The sequence below is a fragment of the Chondrinema litorale genome (assembly GCF_026250525.1).
Taxonomy (GTDB): Bacteria; Bacteroidota; Bacteroidia; order Cytophagales; family Flammeovirgaceae; genus Chondrinema; species Chondrinema litorale.
In genome coordinates, this window is the sequence record NZ_CP111043.1 from 899199 (window position 1) to 919443 (window position 20245).

Annotated in this window: 15 protein-coding genes; 3 read left to right on the forward strand and 12 right to left on the reverse strand. The window is 35.5% G+C overall.

Features of this window, described 5'->3' with window-relative positions:
• Window positions 1-7: 7 nt before the first annotated feature.
• The gene (locus tag OQ292_RS03700) at window positions 8-964 is read right to left on the reverse strand and encodes an electron transfer flavoprotein subunit alpha/FixB family protein (protein ID WP_284684699.1); all 957 of its coding nucleotides are present in this window, start codon (window positions 962-964) and stop codon (window positions 8-10) included.
• Between the two features lie 55 nt (window positions 965-1019).
• The gene (locus tag OQ292_RS03705; RefSeq protein ID WP_284684700.1) at window positions 1020-1751 is read right to left on the reverse strand and encodes an electron transfer flavoprotein subunit beta/FixA family protein; all 732 of its coding nucleotides are present in this window, start codon (window positions 1749-1751) and stop codon (window positions 1020-1022) included.
• A 277-nt stretch (window positions 1752-2028) separates the two neighbouring features.
• Here OQ292_RS03705 and OQ292_RS03710 point away from each other — a divergent pair, with 277 nt between their 5' ends.
• Entirely contained in the window at window positions 2029-2766 is a 738-nt protein-coding gene (locus OQ292_RS03710) for an SGNH/GDSL hydrolase family protein (RefSeq protein WP_284684701.1), read from the forward strand.
• Here OQ292_RS03710 and OQ292_RS03715 read toward each other — a convergent pair.
• From OQ292_RS03715 to OQ292_RS03750, 8 genes are all read right to left on the reverse strand, one after another.
• Window positions 2763-3944 (reverse strand): outer membrane protein, encoded by a 1182-nt coding sequence (locus OQ292_RS03715; protein ID WP_284684702.1) that lies wholly within the window; start codon window positions 3942-3944, stop codon window positions 2763-2765. The two genes, OQ292_RS03710 and OQ292_RS03715, sit on opposite strands and share 4 nt — an antisense overlap.
• Window positions 3945-3950: 6 nt before the next feature.
• Window positions 3951-5396, reverse strand: coding sequence for a Kelch repeat-containing protein (locus tag OQ292_RS03720; RefSeq protein WP_489686926.1), 1446 nt, complete (start codon window positions 5394-5396; stop codon window positions 3951-3953).
• Window positions 5397-5571: 175 nt separating this feature from the next.
• The gene (locus tag OQ292_RS03725) at window positions 5572-8001 is read right to left on the reverse strand and encodes an ABC transporter permease (RefSeq protein ID WP_284684703.1); all 2430 of its coding nucleotides are present in this window, start codon (window positions 7999-8001) and stop codon (window positions 5572-5574) included.
• A 131-nt stretch (window positions 8002-8132) separates the two neighbouring features.
• Window positions 8133-8777 (reverse strand): response regulator, encoded by a 645-nt coding sequence (locus OQ292_RS03730; protein ID WP_284684704.1) that lies wholly within the window; start codon window positions 8775-8777, stop codon window positions 8133-8135.
• A complete protein-coding gene (locus OQ292_RS03735) occupies window positions 8774-10753 on the reverse strand; it encodes a tetratricopeptide repeat-containing sensor histidine kinase (protein WP_284684705.1) in 1980 nt (659 codons plus the stop codon). The genes OQ292_RS03730 and OQ292_RS03735 overlap by 4 nt, the downstream gene beginning before the upstream one ends.
• A gap of 289 nt (window positions 10754-11042) precedes the next feature.
• Window positions 11043-11717 (reverse strand): hypothetical protein, encoded by a 675-nt coding sequence (locus OQ292_RS03740; RefSeq protein WP_284684706.1) that lies wholly within the window; start codon window positions 11715-11717, stop codon window positions 11043-11045.
• A 135-nt stretch (window positions 11718-11852) separates the two neighbouring features.
• Entirely contained in the window at window positions 11853-12380 is a 528-nt protein-coding gene (locus OQ292_RS03745; RefSeq protein ID WP_284684707.1) for a hypothetical protein, read from the reverse strand.
• A gap of 440 nt (window positions 12381-12820) precedes the next feature.
• Entirely contained in the window at window positions 12821-14161 is a 1341-nt protein-coding gene (locus tag OQ292_RS03750; protein ID WP_284684708.1) for a NosD domain-containing protein, read from the reverse strand.
• A gap of 527 nt (window positions 14162-14688) precedes the next feature.
• Here OQ292_RS03750 and treF point away from each other — a divergent pair.
• Entirely contained in the window at window positions 14689-16314 is a 1626-nt protein-coding gene (gene treF / locus OQ292_RS03755; RefSeq protein ID WP_284684709.1) for an alpha,alpha-trehalase TreF, read from the forward strand.
• Window positions 16315-16363: 49 nt separating this feature from the next.
• Here treF and OQ292_RS03760 read toward each other — a convergent pair whose 3' ends face one another.
• A complete protein-coding gene (locus OQ292_RS03760; protein ID WP_284684710.1) occupies window positions 16364-18640 on the reverse strand; it encodes a caspase family protein in 2277 nt (758 codons plus the stop codon).
• 141 nt (window positions 18641-18781) lie between these two features.
• Window positions 18782-19507, reverse strand: coding sequence for a BamJ family beta-barrel-assembly machinery protein (bamJ, locus tag OQ292_RS03765; protein WP_284684711.1), 726 nt, complete (start codon window positions 19505-19507; stop codon window positions 18782-18784).
• Window positions 19508-19673: 166 nt separating this feature from the next.
• Here bamJ and OQ292_RS03770 point away from each other — a divergent pair, with 166 nt between their 5' ends.
• Window positions 19674-20240 (forward strand): DUF4136 domain-containing protein, encoded by a 567-nt coding sequence (locus OQ292_RS03770; RefSeq protein ID WP_284684712.1) that lies wholly within the window; start codon window positions 19674-19676, stop codon window positions 20238-20240.
• Window positions 20241-20245 lie beyond the last annotated feature (5 nt).

Sequence of the window (20245 nt, forward strand, 5' to 3'; positions counted from 1 at the left end):
CACAATATTATAACACTTTTTTTAGCGCTTCGTTCAATCTTGGTATCACATCAAATGCATCCCCAACTACACCATAATCAGCCGCTTTAAAAAACGGAGCTTCTGGGTCTTTGTTTACTACTACAATTACCTTAGATGAGTTTACACCAGCCAAATGTTGGATGGCTCCCGAGATACCTACAGCGATATATAAAGTTGGGCTAATTTTGATACCGGTTTGGCCTACGTGCTCGTGGTGAGGTCTCCATTCCATATCAGATACTGGCTTAGAGCATGCTGTAGCAGCACCTAAAGTTTTTGCCAAATCTTCTATCATTCCCCAGTTTTCAGGACCTTTTAAACCTCTACCAGCAGAAACTACGCGATCTGCTTCTGGTAATAAAATATCACCTTCGGCTTTTTTCACATCTTTTCTTGAAGTTGCAAAATCTTTCTCACCAAAATCAGCAGAAAATGCTTCTACTGTTGCTGTTCCTTCTGCTGGCTCAACCGATACTGTATTCTTTGCAATTGTAATTACTTTCTTATCACTTGGTAATGATACATTTGCGAAAGCTTTACCAGTATAAACCCCTCTTTTTACTACAAAACCTGCACTTGTATCTGGTAGTGCTACTACGTTTGTTGCTACGCTAGCACCAGTTTTAATTGCTACTCTTGCAGCTACTGCATCAACTAGTGACGAGCGAGCCATAACAACAATAGAAGCATCTGCTTGAGAAGCTGCTGCCGCAATAATTGTTGCAGTCGCCATTATAACATTGTCATTCAGTTTTTCATCAGCAGCATGAAGCACTTTTGCAGCGCCATATTTACCTAAGTCTGCTAATTCGTCGGCACTAATGCTCCCTACAGCTACTGCTGTAACCTCACCTGCTCCAAGTTCTTTTGCATATACTACAGCCTCGTGAGAAGAGCTTTTTATACTGCCATTGTCCGATTCTACAAATACTAATACTGACATATTTTTAATTTCTTTTTCAGATTGAATAATTAGTTAAGGAATAAGTAAAAGCCAATTACAGCACTTTAGCTTCGTTTTTCAACAAAGAAACCAACTCATCTAAATTATCAGCATCTACTAGTTTACATCCTGCTTTTTCAGCTGGCAGTTCAAAAGACTTGTATTCTGTCACATCATCCACTCCTACTGGTTGAACTACATTTAAAGGCTTTTTTCTTGCCATCATAATACCACGCATGTTAGGTATTTTCCATTCGGCAATTGGCTCTTGGCAACCAGCCACAAATGGAAGGCTTACTTCCAAAGTTTCTTTACCACCTTCAATCTCTCTTGCCAAAGTAGCTGTTGTTCCATCTAATTCTAATTTCATACATGGTGCTATTGATGGCCAACCTAGCATTTCTCCTACCATACCATGAACAAGTCCACCATTAAAATCGCTAGACTCTCTACCCATCAATATCAAATCATAGCCATTTTCTTTGGCTATAGCTGTAATTTGCTCAGCTACAAACAAAGCATCAGTTGGCTCTGCATCCACTCTAATTGCATCGTCTGCACCAATTGCCAATGCTTTTCTTAAAGTAGGTTCAGTAACTGCTGTTCCAACATTTAAAACTGTTACTGTACCATTGGTATCATTCTTTATTTCGATTGCTCTTGCCAATGCATAATCATCATAAGGGCCAATAATGAATGACACACCATCCTCATCTAATTTATTCTCTTTAAATTTAATTTTGGTGGTTGTGTCTGGCACGTGGCTAATACAAACTAAGATTTTCATATTGTTTATTTTTATTTTAAGGTAATTTTTGAGAACTGTCTAAAAGACAGGAGTTTTTATAGTAATACTACTTACACTATAGATGTAAAAATAACAAAAAAAGTATGCATGCATAACAAATTCAGTAAAAAATAATTCACAAATTTTACTTAAATCCGGTGAATATGCCTCTATTTAAACCATAAGAAATGGCAGCAGTTATATTTTACCAAAGCATATTTTGCAATTAATGTTAATCACAAATTGGAAATAATATCATTACATACAGTCATTTCTTATGAAAAGTTTATTAACCTACTTATTAATTTCATTCTCGATATATTCATGTAACCAGAAAGAAACTGCTATGTTAAACCCTGTTCCAGAAAATATTCCAGAAGAACAAACACCTGAAACTACCGACACCACTAAATTGAGTTACCTTGCTTTAGGAGATTCTTATACAATTGGTGAAAGTGTGAAGGTGAAGGAGCGCTGGCCGGTGATTCTGGCAGATAGTCTTATAAACAGAGCTTATGATTTGGGTGAACCTAAAATAATTGCCCGAACAGGATGGACAACAGATGAACTACAAGTAGCAATAAAAGGTGAAAAGATTACTGATACATTTTCTATTGCATCACTCCTAATCGGTGTAAATAATCAATATAGAGGTTATGCCATCGCTCAATATGAAAAGGAGTTTAAAGAACTCTTACAAACGGCTATTGAGTTTGCTGGAAATGATGCAAGCAAAGTATTTGTGGTTTCTATTCCAGATTATAGTGCAACTCCTTTTGCAGCTTCTTCAGACAAAGAGAAAATTGCCAAAGAAATTGATGAGTACAACCAAATAGCGGAAACTATTTGCAATAAGTACCAGATAAAATATTTTAACATTACTCCAATTTCCAGAGAAGCAGATTACGACACTTCTCTGGTTGCAGATGATGGTTTACACCCTTCTGGTGCTATGTATAATAAGTGGGTGAAATTGTTTTTAGATGATGTGGTCGATATAATTGAATCGAACTAATCTAACTTAATTCTAAGCCCGATACCAATTACAGACTGATCTCCTAAAAAGTACTTAAGCTCAGCAAATGGAATAATCTTTTCAGTAATTGGGTAGTCAACTCCACCACCCAGATTTAGGCCAAAGCTAGTACTTCTTTTATCATCTGGAATTGAAGTAGTAGTTTCTTCTGTATTAGCTTCTGTAAAGCTAAAACTTGCTCTATTCCTCATTAGGTTTAAACCTGCAAAAGCATAAAAATTGATTGGTAAAGTAGTGTTAAATGTATAAACGCCATTTAATTCTAACTCCCAACCACTCTCTTCGGAAGATATATTATTAGCATGATCATCTTTTGTGGGCAAAAAATAATTTAACCCAGCTTGCACACCTAAGTTCTCTAAAAACATATATCGCCCTTTTGCTCCAATAGTTAATCCAATGTTTGAAGCTACCCCTAAGAAAGGAGCCACTTGAACATTTGAAAGAGAATTATTTTTTTCAGCATCTTCATTTACTGTAATTGTAGGAATAACCTTAATGCTATTATTCTCTTCATTAGTTTTTGCATTTTCGTCCTCTTTTTTCTTGAGCACTTCTGCTCTTGCTTCTTCTACAAATGGATGCTCTTTTGCATTGTAATAAACAATACTGGCAATTTTCATTTCCCAGCTATCGCTTTTTTTCGTGGCAATAATAGTAGCTACTCTTTCTGTTGTTTTATATGGTTTGCTCGAGATTGTATGTGAACCTGTAAACCTGCTTTTAAAATAAACTTCTACGTAGATATAAGCTTTCTGCTTAACTGGTGAAGCCATTGCATTAGAAAAATGGATAGTAGCAGAATCACTCTTTGAGTAAAACAAATCGAGGTCTTTCAGGTATCTTTCAACTGCTAAATCCTGCTCTTTAGTTTTATATAAGTTTTCAGGATTAATATCGTCTTCAATCACCACTTGGGCATTTTGAAAAATCTGGTTTACAGAACCCGAAAAACTATTTTTGATAATTTCGTCTCTTTCGAATCTGCTGAGTGTAGGTGAGCTTAAAGTATTGAGCAATACTTCTAGTTCATTAATAAAAATAGTTGCATCATATTGAATGATGTTTTTATCTTTCTCAGTTAATTCGGTTTGCCCATAGCTTTGAAACCCACTAATAAGCAATAGCAAAGCGATAATATTTTTAAGTTGGTGCATATCTGGTTAATTATCAGCTAAAAAAGGATAATAAAAATAGATTGATGAAATAGGAGTAGACGAAGAACTATAAACAGAAGTTCTGTAGCTCCCAGTTCCCACCAATACTCTATCATCTAATACGGCAATTGCTGGAGAATGTCTGGCATCTCCCGGATATTGTGCTATTTCTTCCCAACTATCTTCAACCGGATCATATTTAAGTAAATCGTTAAACTCATTAATTGTTGAGCTTACTGTATTATATCCTCCTATAATATATCCATTATCTGCTACACTAAATCCACCTGCATCAGCTCTTCTTAGCTCATTAGACAAATCTGTAAGCTGCGCCCAAGAATCGCTTTCCGTATCGTATTCATAAAAATCGGAGTAGTAAGTATATCCTTCACCTATAAATGGTCCCTCAATTTCACTTCTTCCAAAACCATAGTATACTTTATTCCCTATAGCAAAAGTTACTCCTCCTTCTCTCAAATCGTATGGAAAATCTGCTTTTTGGCTCCATGAATTACTACTAGGATCAAACTCGTAAAATTCATTTATCAATTCTGAATTTCCATCAGTATCATATTTTTTACCTAAACCCAAATAAGCTTTTCCATTTGTAACTGCTACTACTAAATCTGCAGTAGACTCTCCTTGGTAAGGGGTTAGTTCAGACCAACTGTTACTCGATGGTGTAAACTTCCATAAATCATTTAAACTGCTTACACTGCTAAGATTTGTCGTATAACCTGAAGAACTAATTCCTAGACCTATATAAGCGTCGTTTTCAATAGAAAATGCTGTTGCCTGATGTCTACCTGAGAAGTTTTCGGGAACACTATTTACTTCAGACCAGCTTCCTGTTCCTGTATTATATTGCCAAAAATCTTTGTAATTGGTACTGCTAAAAAAACTCGCTGTGTAACCTGTACCTACAAATGCCAAATCGCCAAGACCAAAACCCACAACATTTACCCTTGCTTGTCCTTCAAAAGATATACTTTGACTGTCCCAATAGTTTACTTTGGTTTCATTACTTGGGGTAAAAGAAGCTTCATTACTAAAGTTAAAGCCTCCATCTATTGTCTCAATATATGTTCTTACATAATAGGTTGTATTACTACTGAGACTTTCGAAAGTGCTTATAAAAGTTTTATCACTGGTTGTTGTATATTCTGTAGTGGCTAGCGTATTTTCTAGCGAAGTAGGAAGTTCTTCTTCTGTAGAACTTTCGAAAATAGCATGGCCAAACTTTTCGATATCTATATCTTGTACTTTCACTTTGGAGCCTTCTATACTATAAAGAGTTGCTGCAGAAATATCTCCTTCAATCAAAACTTCATTCTTAAACTCATCATAAAAGACATCTCCTAATTGAGCATCTATAATTAATTCTTCCTGTTTCTCATTACAGGAATATAATAGCAATATAGCGATAAGCAATCTGGCGTAATTCATATGCAAAGTAAACCACGCTTTAATAATATTGTTGGTTTTTAGATAAGATTTCAGAATTTATCTTTTATCAATTTTAATTTGAAAAAACTAAAACGTGGCATTGTGGTTTGCTGCAAAATTAAACACAAAATCAATAAAAAAAGGGCTTGCGCCCCTTAAAACATTGGTTAATATTTCATTATCACTCATATTTAAGCGCATCTACCGGGTTGGCTGTTGCTGCTCTTATAGTCTGATAACTCACTGTGATGATTGATATTAACAATACTAAAATACCTGCTAATGGAAACACCCACCACGATATTGAAATTCTATTTGGAAATAATGTAAGCCATTGCTCCATTACCAACCAACAAAGTGGCCATGCAATGAGGTTAGCTACTAAAACTAGTTTCATAAAACTACCAGATAACAACACAAAAATCCCTTTTACAGAAGACCCCAAAACCTTTCTTACACCTATTTCTTTAGTGCGCTGTCTGGCTGTAAAAGATGAAAGCCCAAACAAACCTAGTCCTGCTATAAAGATTGCTAATCCAGAAAAAATTGTAAATACCCTTCCAAACCTTTGTTCTGATTGATATTGCCTGTTAAAAAACTCATCTAGAAAAAAGTATTCGTATGGATTACCCGGAAATACCTGATTCCATCTTTCCTGTATTCTACCTAGTGTAGAAGAAATACCAGCCGTTTGTACTTTTATGGAGTAATAAGAATCGTTGGTAGGTGTCAACCTAAACACCATAGGCTGTTGTATATTTTTTAATGACATTTGATGGTAATCGTCTAACACACCAACGACTTTCATGGTATCACCGGCAAAAACTACTTCTTCGTTAATTGCTGCTTCTGGCGATTCAAACTCCAATACTTTACTTGCCGACTTATTTATAATTACAGCAGCTTCTCTGTCGCTAGTAAAATCTCTAGAAAAGTTTCTCCCTGCAAGCACTTTAATTTCATAGGCATCTACATAGTCGTAATCCATTCCTACAACATAAGAAGTTGTATAAGACTCAGGGCCACCATGCAAGCGCTTAATACCTCTCGTCCAGAAAATTTCATCTCCCGGCACATTAGACGAAGATGTTACTTGGCTAATGGAAGCTTCGCTGAGCAGTTCATTTTTAAAACTTTCGAAGTTATTAGAATACAGAGAATCTTCGTAAACACCAGGTCCTCTTAGTACAAGTGTTTGCTCCATATTAAACCCTAAATCTTGATTGAGCATATGGTTAATCTGTTGGTACACCACCATAGTGCCAGCGATTAGTAAAACAGAAGCCACAAACTGAAAAACAACTAAACCTTTTCTTAACAGTATACCTCTGGTTGTATTTCTCAACTTACCTTTAAGCACTGTAACAGGTTGAAATGATGAAAGCACCAAAGAAGGATAAATACCAGAAAGCAAACTTCCTGTAACCATTAATCCGAGTAGTGTTAGCCAAAACCACATTTGATCTGTAAGCGATAATGCTAATGGTCTGCCTGTGAGATCACTAAAATATGGAAGACTTATAAAGACTAATAAAAGTGCTATAAAGGATGCAAAGCCATTGAGTATAAAAGACTCCAACATAAACTGTTTCATTAGTTGAGGTCGCCTCGCCCCTAGTGCTTTTCTAACCCCTACCTCGTTGGCTCTGTCTACAGCTCTAGCTGTAGATAAGTTGATATAATTTACCCACGCAATTATGAGAATAAATACTGCTATCAACGAAAGGAAATAAACCATGTCTCCGTCGCCCTGTTCGTCTGGTTCAGACTCTTGCAACAGATTAGAATATAGATGTATATCTGCAATTGGCTCGAGAATAAAAGCTTGCTTGCTATTGTATTTTTCCCATTCTGCTTTCCTTTCGTTAGCTAACCAATCGTCCCATTTTTCTTGTACAGCATTTAGTTTAGATTGATCGTCTAGCAGTACATAAGTATTGTAATCATACCAACCCCACGAGGTTTCTAAATCTTCTCCCCATTGTTTTAGAATTGTAGAAAATGAGATTAAAAAATCGAATTTGATGTGAGAGTTATCTGGCACATCTTTCATTACTCCGGTTACTTCTAAATCCCAAGTGCCCCAAAAAGTAATAGTTTCACCAATGGGGTCTGTATCTTTGAAATATTTTTTGGCAGCAGATTCACTAATTACAACTTGGTTTGCTCCTTCTAACACTTTATCTTCATCGCCTCTTACAAGTGGTAAAGTAAAAATTTTAAATACTGATGGATCGGCGATTTGTAGCTTCTCTTCTCTAAAAGAAATTAAATCTCCTTTTGGTGTTTTTCTTTGCATTACCCCACTCACCGGAAACAGACGCGCAAACGCTTGAACTTCTGGGAAGTTATTTTTTAATGCTGGTCCGGCTGCTGGCACAGCAGCAGCACATTCAAAGGTTTTTCTGCCATTTTGCCAGTTGTCGTATCGCACGCGGTAAATGCGATCAACTTTATCGTTGTATTTATCATAAGACAACTCATAATGCACATATTGTAAAATTAACAGACAACAAGCCAAACCAGTGGCTAAGCCCAACACATTAATTGTTGAAAATGATTTATGCCTTAACAGATTCCTAAGAGAGATTAGTAAATAGTTTTTTATCATGGGAGGAGTAATTATAATTCAATATAAATTATCCACTTAACCCACAATAAGCAACCATAAAAACATAAGCAGTAAATAATTTATTTGGATGGTGCTTAAGCCTTTACTAAAGAGGTAATGAGGAATTAAAACTACTTATACAATTCAAACTCCATGGCGATTTTTACTAAACCCGCTGTGTTACGCGTACCAGTTTTTATAAGCATATTTCTTCGATGGGTTTCTACAGTTCCAAAGCTAATAAAGAGCTTATCTGCAATTTCCTGAGTGGTACATTCATCTAAAATAAGCTTTAGCACTTCTTTTTCTCTACGCGAAAGTTTAGGAAATAAACCATTAGACTTTTTTACCTTATTACCATCTGCCATTGCTTTAATTACAATCTCGTTGGTTAGATCATCCAAATACATTTTGCCACTACTTACTGTATGGATGGCTTGGGTTAATTCATCTTTACCAGCATTTTTTAAAATATATCCTTTAGCACCATTCCCTAACATCATCTTAATCAAGCTACTTTCTTTATGCATGGTTAAAGCAAGTATTTTTAGCTCAGGCCATTTTTTAATAAACTTTTTACAGGCATCTATGCCATTTATACCCGGCATATTAATATCTAAAATCACCACATCTGGGTTCGATTGTGCAATACCTTCTTCTCCATCTTCTGCACACATTGCATTGCCAACTACAGTAATTTGCGCTTCGTCTTGTAATAACAGTTTTAACCCTTCTATAACCATTTGATGGTCGTCGACAATAAATACTTTAATCATAAATTTGCAATGGTAATGGTGATAGTTGTTCCTCTTTCTGGGCTTGTATCCCAGTCTATTTCTCCATCTAAAAACTCCACTCGACTATTAATACTTTGTAAACCTAATCCTCCTGATGCAATGGCCTTTTCGTAATCGAAGCCGATACCATCGTCTTCAATAATTAGCCCTAAACCTTTGCCTGTGTTAAACAGTTGGATAAAGATTGTTTTTGCCAGTGCATACTTTCTTATGTTAGAAATAGCTTCTTGTACCAAGCGGTAAATCATGGCTTGCTTGGTCACATTGATGTTATCTGGAAAATCTAAAATATCCAGATCAACCTTATAGCCTTCTGTTACAAGACTTTCTGCAATATCTTCCAATGCACTTGGAAGACCAGAAATTGAAAGCGCATGGGGAATCATATTATGAGAAATACGCCTTACTTCCACACAGGCTACATCTATTAAATCGTTGGTTTTCTCTGTAATGGTGAGTGTTTCAAGCTCTTTTACCTCATCCCGAATACTTGTAAAATGTGCCTTTACTGTGCTTAGCAAACCTCCTAAACTGTCGTGTAGATCTTTGGCTATTCGCAAACGTTCTGCTTCTTGCCCTTCAATCATGCTATTGAGTGCTAAAAGCTTGTTTTGTTGTTGCAATTCTATTATGGTTTGCGATTGTATCTTTTCTGTCTGTAATGCTATCTTTTTATTAGATCGAATCCTATTTCTAAGAAAAAAGAACATGGTGAACGCAAAAATTGCGAAGGCTGCTGCTCCTAATAAAAATATGTCTCTTTCGAGTGTTCGCTCACTCAATTTAAGTTCACTAATTTCTAATTCATTTTCCTTTTCTTTAACATCAAACTTAGCCTGCATTTCTTCCATCGCTTCGAGGCGGGCAGATTCATTTAATGTATCATTTAAGGCATATGCTCTTTTTAAAAAACTGTAAGCCTCCTCTTCTTTACCTAGGTGATTTTTAATATCACCTAAAGCATATAAAATTTCTTTCTGATTCTTTTTTTGCCCAAACCTTGTAACTAACTCTAAAGCTTTTACGAGATAGTCTTCCGCTAAGACATAGTCATTTTCTTTTGTGGCAATATCAGCTAACTGGCTTAAAGTGGCTGCAGAATACTCTTCACTCACATTTTCTTCATAAAAAGCCCATGCCTTTTTAAGCTCTTCTTTTGCTTTGGGAATATTATCTTGATCTAGATAAACAACCGCCAAGGAGGTGTTACAACTTGCTACTTCGTCTGGTCGATTCAATTCTCTATACAGTTGCTTACTTTGCTCGATATAGTCGATCGCCTTATCTTGCTTTTCTTCCATCCTATAGTAAACCAAACCAATATTCATCAGACTAGTAGCCATTCCGAGACTGTCTTTGAGCCCTTGTTTTAGTTCATAAGATTTAGCGTATATCTCTACTGCTCGATCATACTTCTCTTGTATTCTGTAAACAACTCCTATATTATTAAGGAGTCTTGAAAGGTAACTTTTCCCGAGGTGTTCGCTGAGGTCATATGCGAGGAGGTAGTGTTTAAGCGACAAATCTAAATCACCTGCAAAATAGTAGCTTACACCCATATCTAGATAGAACCTTGCCTCAAGTGCTTTATCATTTTCTTTTTTGGCAAGTTTTAATCCTTTATTATAGAGTGCAATTGCCTTGTCGGGGTTACCTGAAATATCCAATGCTAAGGCGTTGGACAAGGTCATTTTGATGATGCCATGAGGATATTCTAATTTTTGGGACAATGCCAAACCCTCCTCAGCCATCTTCAGCATGTCTGATTGCTTGTTAGCTTTTAGTAGTAATTTTATTAAGTCATGGTACAGCCCGATCTTACTTGTATCATCTGGATGATTGGCAATTACATTTTTAAGGCTATCGATGTTATCCTGGGCCTGTATTCTTTTATAATTACCAAAGAACAAAGCGCAAAAAACTACTACTAATACAATAGTATTAGGTCTATTCACATGTAGAATTATTTGTACATGTGCTAAATTAACATTTTAATCGAATTTTTTGCCTTCGTGGGGGAAGAAGAGGAAATCTAATAGAGATATAGCCCAATAATTCATAATTATTTGATTTTAACCATAAATATGGGCTTAGTTATGAAGGCTTTTTTGAGGTTAAAAATCAATAAAACAGTATCATAATTATAACTACGCTAAGTTTTGTACAAATAATTCTATTAAAGAAATATACTTAGACCAGCTTATTATGACACTGCTTAATCTTTGTTGTCCTATTATGGATGTTCTATTCTAAATTATAACCCATTATGTAATCTTCGCTTGGTTGCTTAGAAGCTGTTAAGAAATAAGACTTAACAAAACCATCACGAAACTTGAGGTGACCTGAATAATGAAATAGACTACCACCATTAGAAATACCAAATCCAACTCTCTTGTAGTCAATTACTTCACCATGTTGATTACTTAAATTGGCCATAAAATTAGATAAGTTGTTAGCCAGTTGTGGTGACTTATATTCGGGCTTTAAATTATTTACAATGGCTTCGTAATTTTTAGTTAAAAGATTATCTGAAAAATTAGAGAAAATTACCGCTTGGTCTAAGCCATCTGCAAGTAGAGCAGGTTCATAAAAAGAGCCATCTTCTTTTGCACTATCTTTATCAAATTTCACTTCCAAATAACTATATTCTGACCTCTCCTCTGGCGTAAAACTTTCGTAAAGCATTAATGCAATGTTTGATGACACCAAAGCATGTTGCATAGTATCTATCATTTCGCTATCTCCCACTTTAATAGTGAAAATAGTATTTTTCTCACCAGCATTGGTTTTAAAACCTTTAGTGTAAGAAGTTTTTACATTATAATGATTTGCAATTTTGTCTAAGCCTTTTTGTTCGTTTTCTGAAACGCAAGAGAACAAAGCTCCTACCATTGCAATTAAAAGTAGTATTCTTTTCATGATGATTTGTTATTTTGAATAATTAAGCGGATTAAAACAAATTCTTTTATTGTATTAATTATTAGAGAGTTACTTGACTTGTAGATATGTGAAGATCAGTGTTAGATGCCTCTTTAAGAGGCATCAATTAAGACGTTACTCAGTCATTGTATAATGAATGGTACCAGTTTCCATATCGATAGTGGTTACACCACATTTTTTACCTAGATTACCTTGAGAACAGTTACCATCGCAAGATTTATTAGTATCATTCCACTGGCAACCATCTCCTGAAGAAGCCATTACATTACTTCCACAAGAACACACCATCCACAAATTACCTGCAACACCAATTTTAGCCCATTGAGGTTCATAAACTTCCATTGAATCACCTACCTCAGCAGCTACTACTTTATCTGCAATAAAGATTAAACCATTTCTCTCATTAACCTTACTAAAGTAAAATGTATAGCCATTTGGTGGTAAGGCCATGTCTCCTTCCATTTTAAGATTTGGGAAGTATTTTTTTAATACTCTACCTCCTTTTGCTCCTAACTTTAGTTTCGATACTTTTCTGAGTTTTACTGTTTTAAGTGGTTCAGAAACATCTTTAAAGCCAGATAAAACTCCAACTGTAATTAAAAATCCAAGTGTTAGAATTGAGAATAATGCTTTTTTTTTCATTGCCGATTTGTTCAAAGTGAATGTTAAAATCTTATATGGCTAAGCTAATTTTTATTCATTATATAGATATCACTTAAATCACCTATTGAAATAAAATCTATGATTTCTGGTAAGTTAAATACTTAGTTTTTTGCAGAAATTATTCTTTGCTATTTCCCGTCAAACAAACACAAAAAACAATCCTCATTCTCCTCAGTAACACATTTGCACCAAATTATTAAGGTAATAGATATTATAAATAGGAGAAATACTTAGGCAATACTAGATTAAAAAACTCAAAACCTTAGGCAGAGTTGTTTCGGTCAAAACATACCGGATGCGCATTGTTTTTAGGCTGTTTTAAATACTAGTTATATTTGATAAAGTAGTTAACTCTAAAACAAAAAAAACCGCCTAAACAGGCGGTTCTTTTCAATTAGAATATGCTTAACATCCTATCATCATTTTGCTGCTTGTTTCGGGATGTTACAACCCATGCCTTCCCATGGATATAGACCTGCAGGTAAAGCCTCTTCTACAGTAATAAGTGGAAGAAAAATCTCTGCATCCATTGCAACTCCCGTCCCTTGTACATTTAATCCGAAAATACTTCTTAACTGATTCGCTCCTGTATTTGGAACTGTTACTGCTGCATCAACATCTGCTCTGCTTATCTCTTTGCGATCTGCATAAATTTCTGCCCATCTTTTTGCCACAGGTATTTTAATTAGCATGCCTTTGTTACCAGTGCTGCTTGGGTCTAAATGCATTGCTTCGTCTACCATATCAGCTACTGCCATTTTATCATTTACTTCTTTGTAATCGTACTTGCTGTTTCCAGCGAATAAGTTGTTTATCAAAGTAAGTTTAGCGCCTTTGCTGTAAATACCGCCCATATGGCCATAAGCCAAAGCATTGTTTTGAACTGTAGCCACTAAGTTTTGATCAAACGCCATAGCATCTCCACCATAAGAAGCAATGGCATCGTGTTTCCAAGTAAAGAGCACAGTATTGTTTTTAATCTGGAAGCTAGGCAGTTTGCTTGGGTCGGTTCCCATGTAACCAGTTTTAGCATAAATACCATAACCCGTGTTATTGATGCTAAAGTTGTTTTGAATAAGTCCTTTTCCACCTTCAAAAACTTGTAAAGAGATAGCTCCTTGAGTTGGTGCAGTATTCATTACCACACAGTTTTGTACTGTAATATTTGTGTATTTGCTACCCACAATTACAATTCCGCCTGATTCTGGAGATGGGTTTTTCTGTTCAGTTGGGCTACCTTTCCTGCGGATTGCTAAGCCTTTATTTTCGTGGTATCTGTTTCTTGGTCCATTGTCTATAATCACACCATCAATCACAATTTCTGAACCTGTCGACTTTTGTCCATTACTTTCACGCTGCTGATCTGTACGAATATAAAGACGAGGATTTGTAGACTTCATGTACTCGTTTGTACCTGTAAGAATCGTTTTATGCTTATCCCAAGGGTCTCTTTCTGTAAAGCTGGTGTTGTAACCACCGTAAATTTTAACAGGCACGTTTATCTCATCTGCTCCTCTAGAACCTTTACTCAAATAAACTCCTTCTGCTATGTGGATTCGGTCGTTTGGCTTTAAGTGATGGATAATGTTACCCATATCTTTTGCTGGCTGCTCTTTTGTACCCATTTGACCCGAACCAGTGTTTTTACTTATAAACCAGTCTCTACCTTGGTTGGCAAAATTGGTAGAAGTGGTTTGAGCATAGCCAAGATTTACACATACAAATAAGGCCATGATTGATAATAATAATTGATTTTTCATTTTAATTGTGCTTTACTAATTTGAAATGATAGATGTTAAGAGTATGTACCCTCAGGTTTAGTATTCTATGCTTGTATGGATTTTCAGCGCAATGCTTTCACAGTTGCTTTTGAGTATATTAATGATTGGATTAAGAGGTGAACAACACTTTAAATTAGGCTAAAGCTTCTTGATTTTTAGCAAGAAAACTCAACCCCTAAATCGCTGTATTTTCAAGTTGACTTCTTGCATCAAAACTACATGAACCCTTTTATATAGTTGTACCTGAAAAACCTAGAGAAAAAAAATCTATGAATTCATAGAGGGAAAAAACTAAGTATTTGATATAAACCTTAAGCTCGGCAAAACATTAGTCTTTGAAATTGATTTATCTCCTAATGGAATTTTAGAGACACAAATAGTTTTTTTACTTTGGCAGGAGTTAATAGAATTCCATATAAATTAGCCCATTAAATCTCGATAAGCAACCATAAAACCTGTAGGGTTTAGGTGGTCTACACATTGTCTAACAACCTATTTATTTGAAGATGGAAAGTAAACACATCAATTACAAACGCACATTTTATTCATTTATATTTTTAAGTTTCTGGGCGGTATCTCAAGTATTTGCCCAATCAGTTTCGCTAGAAGTTCCACCTGCTACCACTGCTCCGGTAGCACCAGAAAAAGCATATGGTGAGCTGTTTAAACAAATCCAACTCGAAGCCATTTTCCCAGATTCTAAAACCTTTGTCGATTGTATACCAAGAGTACCAGCAAAGGAAATTATGGAGCAATACGAAAAGCAGAAAGACAAGAAAAACTTTGTACTCAAAACATTTGTATCGAAGTATTTTAGTCTTCCTCCGCAACCTTCTAGCGGTTATAAAAGTGACACGTCTTTAAGTATAGAAGCACATATTAATACTTTGTGGCCAGTGCTTACCAGAAAACCCGACGAAGCTGGTGGTTCACTTATTCCCTTACCAAAATCTTATATTGTTCCGGGTGGTAGGTTTGGTGAGGTATATTATTGGGATAGTTATTTCACAATGTTGGGTTTACAGGTTTCTGGCAAAACAGCTATGATTCAAAACATGGTAGATAACTTTTCTCATCTCATAGAAACACAAGGATTTATTCCCAACGGAAACAGAACTTATTACAAAGGCCGTTCACAACCTCCATTTTATGCTTTAATGGTTGGCTTACTTGCCAAAGACAAAGGCGATGAAGTACTCAAAAAATACTTGCCTTTCTTAGAAAAGGAATATGCTTTTTGGATGGAAGGAAGCTCAGACCTTTCTGAAAGTAATGTAGCTCACAGAAGAGTTGTTCGCATGCCCGATGGCTCAGTATTAAACCGCTATTGGGATGATTACGCTGAACCTCGCCCAGAATCGTACAAAGAAGATTACAAACTTGCCCAAGCTTCTGGCAGAGAAGCAGAGCAACTTTATAGAGACTTGAGAGCTGCTTGCGAATCTGGTTGGGATTTTAGTACCAGATGGCTCGCCAGTGGCACCGATTTATCTAGCATACAAACAACAAAGATTATTCCCATTGACCTAAACTGCTTATTGTATAATCTGGAACATACCATTGCCAGAGCTGCTATAGTAGCAGGCGACGAAAATAAGACTATTCAATATTTACAAAAAGCCAGATTAAGAAAAACCTCTCTTATGAAATACTGCTTCGATATTAGAAAAAGGTATTACATAGACTATAATTTCATGGAAAAGAAATCTACCGGAATTATCTCGATGGCTGGTGCATATCCTTTGTTTTTCGGCATAACTGCACAAGATGAAGCAGATAGAATTGCTGAAATTCTGGAAACCAAACTCTTAAAAGATGGAGGCTTTTTAACCACTACTACAGAAAGTGGTCAGCAATGGGATGCACCAAACGGTTGGGCTCCATTGCAATGGATTGCTTATGCCGGCTTGAAAAAATATGGTTACGATGATTTGGCCTCAGAAGCTGCTCAAAGATGGATTAGCTTAAACAAAAAGGTTTATAAAAAAACAGGCAAAATGGTGGAGAAATACATTGTTTCTGGTACGGAAGATGAAGCTGGTGGCGGAGAATATCCATTGCAAGATGGTTTTGGTTGGTCTAATGGAGTTTTATTGAGACTGATGAAAGAAGAAGGCATGCTTAAGAAATAATAAAAAAAGCTGTTATGATAAGTTTCATAACAGCTTTCACAACTCTTTTCTATTTATCTTTCTCAAGATTCAAAATCACTTTATCGGCAATTCCATTTATTTGAGGGTTTTGATCTCTTCTATGTAACCTACGACTCATCGGGCTGATATTTCCTTTTAAGTATGCTCCTATTTCTATTACAGAGATATCTCCATCTTTATTCTCGTCTGCCTGCCCTTGTAAAGCTTTTAAAAAGTAGTAAGTCATTAAAGAGTGATATTTTTCTGGATACCAAGAAGAAATCTGATCTCCTTCTGACGAAGTAATTACCACACTTTTTTCATCATTTAACACCTTATTTTCTGCATTAATAAAAATCGGTGAAGCATTTCTAATCAACATACCTTTTTCAGATGCGCCACTAAAACAAGCATCTAACACAACGGTTAAGCTTTTATAAGGAATTTGAGAAAGATTTCTGTAAAACACTTCAGTAGAATAACCATTTAACGCAACCGCAGCCGGATCACAATCTACTGGCACGAAATAACCTGTTTTACTATCTAAGTCTGGCGCACCATGTCCAGAGTAAAATACAAACACATCAGACTCATCTGGAATTACCAAATCGTATAACCTGCCTTTGTAATTACTTTCTGAACCAAACACACTATTAAAATTACCCTGTGTTGCATTCTCGAAATACAAGATATTTTCTTCTTTAAAACCAAATGCATTTACAAGATACTTCTTCATGGCTTGTGCATCGTTGAGTGCATAATCGACTGAAGGCACATCTTGGTTCGCGTAATCTTTATTGCCAATTACAACTGCAATTGCATGCTTGTTTACTTGATCAGTTTTAGGAATGTCTGTATCCACATCAGAAACGCCAACTTCTACTACATCATAAGTTTCTGTAGTAGACTCATTAAAATCGAATTTTTGTAAGTTGAGCTCTACAGGTTTAAAGTTGTAAACAATGCGGGAAGCTTTAAAATTAATAGGATTATTGCTATCGTAAACATACTCGCGAGGATATTCAGAATTGCTAATTTCTAAATAACTGATAGCGAAAGAAGAACCATCAAAAGCATATTTTATATCACTCAGTGTAGAACCTTGGAAATTGGTTTCAAAGTGAGAAGCTTCTCTAATAGGCACAGGAACATAAATAGGATTCAATTCTGGAAATTGAATCCTAAAAACTTCACTTTCTGTGTCGTAATCGAGTTTTGCATAACTTTTATCAATATCCACAAACGTGGTGGCAATCAGGTTCATCCCTTCTGCTGTAAATTCTTCAATTTTCTTTCTGCGAGAAACTTCATTTACACGAGTTTGATAATCTGTAAGTTTCTCGTAGCGTCCCTTCTCTTGCCAAGGTTCCAGCATTTTTTCTACATACATAGAAACACTCTTGTTTACATCTGGTGTCTGTAACTTATAGTCGATCGCATAAAAGTTTTCCAGATTGAGGTTTTCTACCCAACCTTGTTTTTTACCAAAAGAAACATAACTCCAAGAATCGTCACTATTTGTATTAAGCATTTCGCTCTCCATTCCAAACAAAGCTTTACCTACAGTATTTGATGCACTCAAATCTTTGCTTTTGATATCGGCAAAGGGCACATTTATTCGTGTGTAAGTATTCATGAACGACTCTGTATTTAGGTTGATTTCACCTAAAGGATTGCCATTGTTGGAAAAATTGAAATTTACATCGCGATGATATTGATAGGCAGGTAATTTATAATCGCCAATATCTACTCTTAGCTCTCCATAAGAATTAGTCGGATATTGAATGGAAATATCGTTAGCAATTACATCAACAGAAGTATTTGTAAGCGGAATTTCATCTTCTTTCTGATATTTTACTGGTCCGGGCTCATACTGTTGTTTGTATTTAATTTTGTTTAGCTGTCCGGTACCAAAAGAACTAAACATCCAAACAGTGCATAAACCCATGGTAATCCATATCCAGTTAGGGGTTTCTTTGCTAAAAACTTTTCCATCGGGCGCTTCGGTATAAGCGTAATAACCCACTCCAATAGGCAGCATTATTCTGGAAAATATAGCTCCCATATTTGGGTGTTTATATTTTTTGCTTATTTCTACACGTGTATCGTATTTGTATTCTGGTTGGTAGTAGGCTCTTGCACTATACTCACCAGACTCTCGCGATGGCGATCTACTTACTTCAACATTGTAATGCTTGTTTACAAGTTGGCCAGAGCCTTCAACTATTTTCGGGCTAGACTTTGTCTGAGAAACATAGCAAGCGTTAACAGAGAATAATATAGAGACAATTAATAGATAAGAGATAGTGGACTTTAAAAAATTCATAAGACAGATAAGTTTCCTGCAAATGTCAGCTAGTTTTATTCGCTAAAATTAAGCTTTTATATTAGGATGTACTAATCTGTTTACACGAAAAAAAAATCCCGGTGGATTACCGGGATTTAAGTACTTTAAATTAAATTGAAATTATTTATCATCACCAACAGAAAGTAATTCTACTTCGAAAATTAATGTTTCGTTTGGTCCAATTTCTTCGCTTCTTCTTTGAGAACCATAAGCAAGGTTTGCTGGAATATAGAATTTATATTTAGCACCAGTTTTCATTAACTGTAAACCTTCTGTCCATCCTTTGATCACACCATTTAGAGGGAAAGTTGCAGGTGTTCCTTTTTCTACTGAAGAGTCGAATACAGTTCCGTCGATAGTAGTACCGTGGTAGTGAACTGTTACCATATCAGTTGCTACTGGTGATGGGCCAGAACCTTCTGTAATTACTTCGTATTGTAAACCACTATCTGTAGTAGTTACACCATCTTTCTTACCGTTTTCAGCTAAAAATGCTTGTCCTTTTTCAAGGTTTGTAGTTGCTTCTTTTTGTGTTTCTGCAACCATTTCTTGCTGTTTTTTCATAGAATAAGTTTGAAGAATCTGATTACACTGCTCTTCAGTTAATTTTAAATCAGAACTTCCTTTTAAAACATCTGACAATCCAGCTAATAATGCATCTATATTTAAGCTATCTTTTTCAGTTTGGGGTTTTAGATTATTGCCAATACTTACACCAGCACTATAACTTACAGAATCCATTGATGAGCTAATGCTCACGTTTCCTCCGGCACCACCCATGTTGTTACAACTTACAGTAATACCTGAAATCAAAAGAGCTGCTATAAAAATTCGATTAAAATTCATTTTGTTTTCTTATGTTGAAAAATTGAGTTCATGCAAATATGAAAGTTTTCCTGCAACAAAGAAAGTCAAGGCCGTATTATGCTATAAATCATACTTTTTACTGACATTTTTTTCGGAAAAACTGGCAAAAATTTCGTAAATTATAGTAGCCTCAAAGATAAAAGTCATGAAAAAGCTAATTTCTTATCTATGCTTATTATTGATTGCATTGTTTAGCGCTTGCAGCCAAAAAGTATTGGTAAAATCTCATTACAATCATGATAATGACTTTAGCCAAATTACTACTTTTAGTTGGTCTCCAACGCAGGAAAACAATATTGCCAATAAGGTAACATTCGCAAATGATTTCAATAGCCAGCTTGTAAAAGAAGCTATTGAGCAAGAACTAACAGCCAGAGGGTTGCATAAAATTTCGACTAACGGAGATATTCAAATAGAATATTTTATAAATGTAGATAGCAAAAGAGCTGTAATTACCTCTCCATTGCCTACTATAGATAATTTTGATGAAGAATACAGGGTAAAAGCAGAACAGTTTAAAAAAGCTACTTTAACCATCCACATCGAAAATGCAGATGGAACTGCAACTTTGTGGGTAGGTAGTACCGAAGGAGTAATAATAGATGCACCTAAAAACACTAAGCAAATAATTGAAAGTACAATTAACGAAATTTTCAGTCAATTTCCTTTTCGGACAAACAATGTAGTAGCCCAATCGATTAAAACTGAATAAGTTTG